Raw genomic sequence first — 3,061 nt, 5'->3', positions numbered from 1 at the left:
TAGCGCCGCAATAATGCCTGCTGCCAGCAGGGACTTCTTCGTGATGTTGGTCATGTGTATAAACTCCAGTTTTTATTATCACAACTCCGTCGTGGGAGCTGCGTAGCCCGTTAACCGGGTGGTTGTTTTGGCTGGGCACCGTGGAACGAAACGGCGCTGCCTTTCCTGTGTATTACCGGCCGCTATCACCGCCGGTAATACCCTTGATTACTGTTTGATGATGTAAAAGTTTTTCAGATCGATATAGTCTTGTGGGTCTTTGCCGGTGAAACCGCCAACCGTAGGTTTGACCAGGCGCGCACTGACCCGATAATAGACCGGTATCAGCGCAGAATCTTTGTCCAGCAAGGTCTCTGCCTGCTGATAAATGGCACTGCGTGCAGCGGCGTCCGGTGCCTGCAAGGTGCTGGCCATCAGAGCATCGAAGGCGGGGCTTTTATAGAAGAAGGTGTTATTACTGCTGTTGGAAAGCAGCATATTCAGAAACGCGCTCGGTTCGTTGTAATCCCCACACCAGGTGGCACGGGCCACATCAAACTGCCCTTCATGACGGCTCTGCAGCGAGGTTTTCCATTCCTGATTTTGCAGTGTGACCTGTGCACCCAGGTTCTTCTTCCACATTGAGGCAGCGGCAATAGCCTGCTGCTTATTTTGATCGGAGGTGTTGTACAGCAGGGTAAACTTAAGTGGATTTTCAGCGGTGAACCCGGCCTGCGCCAGTAACTTCTTCGCTTCTTCGTTGCGTTTTTCCTGCGTCCACCCTGCCCATTCAGGCTGGCTGAACTTGCCCCCTTCGGTAAAGGTTGGCGTAAAGCTGTAGGCAGGGATTTGGCCCTGGCCCATGATCTTGTTGGCAATGATGTCGCGATCCAGCGTCAATTTGACTGCCGAACGCACACGCTCGTCGGTAAACGGCGCACGCTGATTGTTGATCTCATAATAGAAGGTGCACAGGTAAGGGTTAACGTGTAGCTGTTCTGGGATCTCGCTCTTCATTTTGGCGTACAGATTTGGCGGAATAGCACTATTGGTAATATCGATTTCGCCGCTACGGTAACGGTTAATGTCGCTGACCTCGGAGGACAACGGCAGGAACGTGGCCTTCTCGATCACCGTTTGCTTATTATCCCAGTAGCTCGGGCTGCGTTCGAGCACGATACGTTCGTTGACGACCCACTGGGATAAACGATAAGCCCCGTTGCCCACGTAGTTCTGTGGCAATGTCCACTTGTCGCCAAATTTCTCGACTACGGATTGTTTCACCGGCTTCATTGAGGTATGGGAAAGCATACTGACAAAATAAGGCACCGGCTCGCTGAGCGTCACCTTCAACGTTTTATCATCAATGGCGCTGACGCCAAGCGACTGAGCCGTTTTTTTGCCGGTAAGAATGGCGTCAATATTTTCAATTCTGGCGTATTGCAGGTAACTGGCATAAGGAGAGCCGGTTTTGGGATCTGCCAGACGCTGCCAGCTGTAAACGAAATCCTGTGCAGTCACCGGAGAGCCATCACTCCATACCGCCCCTGGACGCAGGTGGAAGGTCCACGTCTGGTAATCGGTATTTTCCCAGCTTTCCGCCACCGCAGGAGCCAGATGGCCATTGGCATCAGTGCTGACCAACCCTTCTAGCAGGTTGAGGATAATATTGCTTTCAGGCGTTCCTTCGACCTTATGCGGATCCAATGAAGCGACTTCCGAACCGTTGTTGATCACCATGCGCTGAAGGGGTGCCAATTGCACACCGGCCGGAACCTCTACAGCCTGCAGGTTTTGGCTGGCGATCATCCCCAACACGGCGGCGATGATAATGGCCAACGGTTGATGCTTCGTGGTTTGCGGCATAGTACAGGCTCCTTTTCACTGCTAAGCAATAATTGTGAAATAGTTATCATGCATGCTAAATAAACGGATACCAGCAAGAATCATTCCTACCCGGCGCGCCAAAGATGAGATTTTTCCTTCTGATAAGTTGCTCGGAAATTAGCAGAAGCAAAAATTCATAGCCAATAATTTTTACAGAAATGTTAAGCATTTCTCTTTTATTGACCCATAGCCCTACAGACACCTAGCCTTCCCATTCGTTTAAGCAGAGATTAATCTCATGATTTTGTTGGTAAAATCACGGTTCAACTTTTAACCTATTCATCCAGGATGGAAAAAACCACTCAAAAGAAACATTCAGTTAACAAAAATGCCATTCAGAGAATAAACACCTGCCTATGCGTGGTTAATCACTAATAACACCTGTGTGAAACGGAGACAAGCCCTACAGAATGATGTGATTAAATTAACAACAGTTTTCCCATAGGGAGACAAAAACCCCCGCCACGCGGATGTTAAAAGTGGAGAAAATAACATCTTGGTGCTTTATCAACCGATAAAGTGAAATTTGTGCCACAGGGTGGGGCAATAGAATGAAAAGCAGGCAGGTTATGCACTTTAATAATGCATCGGTTGAGATAATTTGAAAAATTAAAAATAACTTAAGCCGTAAACAGGATTGTCCGCGGCTTTATTAAGGTTATAACAACCCAGGGAAAATGGCTTTGATCCCGGTGACAATAAATTCGATCCCCAGCGCCATTAACAACAACCCCATGATACGGGTAATGACGTTGATGCCGGTTTGCCCCAGCAGACGCACCAGCAGGGGAGCTGCCCGGAACAAAAGCCAACAACAGAAAGCGAATAAGGCGATCGCCACGGTAAAACCTAACAGGTTCTGCCAACTGTGATAGCGAGAGCTCCAGACGATGGTGGAACTGATGGCACCTGGCCCGGCCATTAACGGCAACGCCAAGGGAACGACCCCGATGCTTTCGCGGATTGCGCTCTCTGACTTTTCCTGCTTGTTCTGCTTGTCTTCACCCAGCTTGCCGCTGATCATCGACATGGCGATGGACACTACCAGGATACCGCCGGCAATACGGAAAGAATCGATGGAAATGCCGAACATACGCAATATACCCTCACCCAGGAACAGCGAGGTCCACAAAATAATTGCCACCGACAGGTTAGCCGTCAGGTTGGTTTTGTTACGCCCGACCTCGGCCTGATA

The 3,061-nt window shown here is 49.5% G+C and carries 2 protein-coding genes; both read right to left on the bottom strand.

The window, feature by feature from the left end:
* Positions 1 to 207: 207 nt before the first annotated feature.
* Positions 208 to 1,845 (bottom strand): ABC transporter substrate-binding protein, encoded by a 1,638-nt coding sequence (locus ACLQ7H_RS04565; protein WP_411751644.1) that lies wholly within the window; start codon positions 1,843 to 1,845, stop codon positions 208 to 210.
* A gap of 679 nt (positions 1,846 to 2,524) precedes the next feature.
* Positions 2,525 to 3,061: YchE family NAAT transporter (locus tag ACLQ7H_RS04560; protein WP_411751643.1), on the bottom strand; the 537-nt coding region annotated here is incomplete at its 5' end.

Source organism: Serratia sp. (in: enterobacteria) (assembly GCF_046715635.1).
In the GTDB taxonomy this organism is placed as follows: Bacteria; Pseudomonadota; Gammaproteobacteria; order Enterobacterales; family Enterobacteriaceae; genus Chania.
Note: the sequence above shows the minus strand (reverse complement) of the source record. Positions and strands in the feature narration are given on the sequence as shown.

Coding starts and splice junctions, on each gene's coding strand:
- ACLQ7H_RS04565 (WP_411751644.1), bottom strand. CDS start 1,845: ATGCCGCAAACCACGAAGCATCAACCGTTGGCCATTATCATCGCCGCC.